Genomic DNA, 378 nt, shown 5'->3' on the forward strand with positions numbered 1-378 from the left:
GAATAATAGATACTTTCGCAATTGCATCCACTGTGTGTCCATTAGAAATACCAACATTACTTAAATACACATACGCTTCCGGTGTATTATTATCAAGCGTAATAAAGTTACCAGAGTATGCCACAATACCACTACCGTTATTTACAGCAAGTGATTTTTTCGTAATCGTACCATCTGGATTCACTAAAAACGCATATGATTTACTTTTGCCTTCTACAAATTTAGGCGAGAAGTTAATATTACCCGGTGCTAACGATGTTGATGGATCATCAAGCTTTTGAACTAAATCGCCTGTGTAGTCGATAATTTTACCTGAATAGTCTTCAACGGCACGTGTTGTTCCCGCACTACGAAAAGCAGAACGGAATGTTGTACCGC

The 378-nt window shown here is 38.1% G+C and carries 1 protein-coding gene; it reads right to left on the reverse strand.

Annotated elements, in window-relative coordinates; all coding sequences use genetic code 11:
* Positions 1-378: hypothetical protein (locus TP70_RS12440; protein ID WP_044361076.1), on the reverse strand; the 378-nt coding region annotated here is incomplete at both ends.

This window comes from Staphylococcus microti (assembly GCF_000934465.1).
GTDB lineage: Bacteria > Bacillota > Bacilli > Staphylococcales > Staphylococcaceae > Staphylococcus > Staphylococcus microti.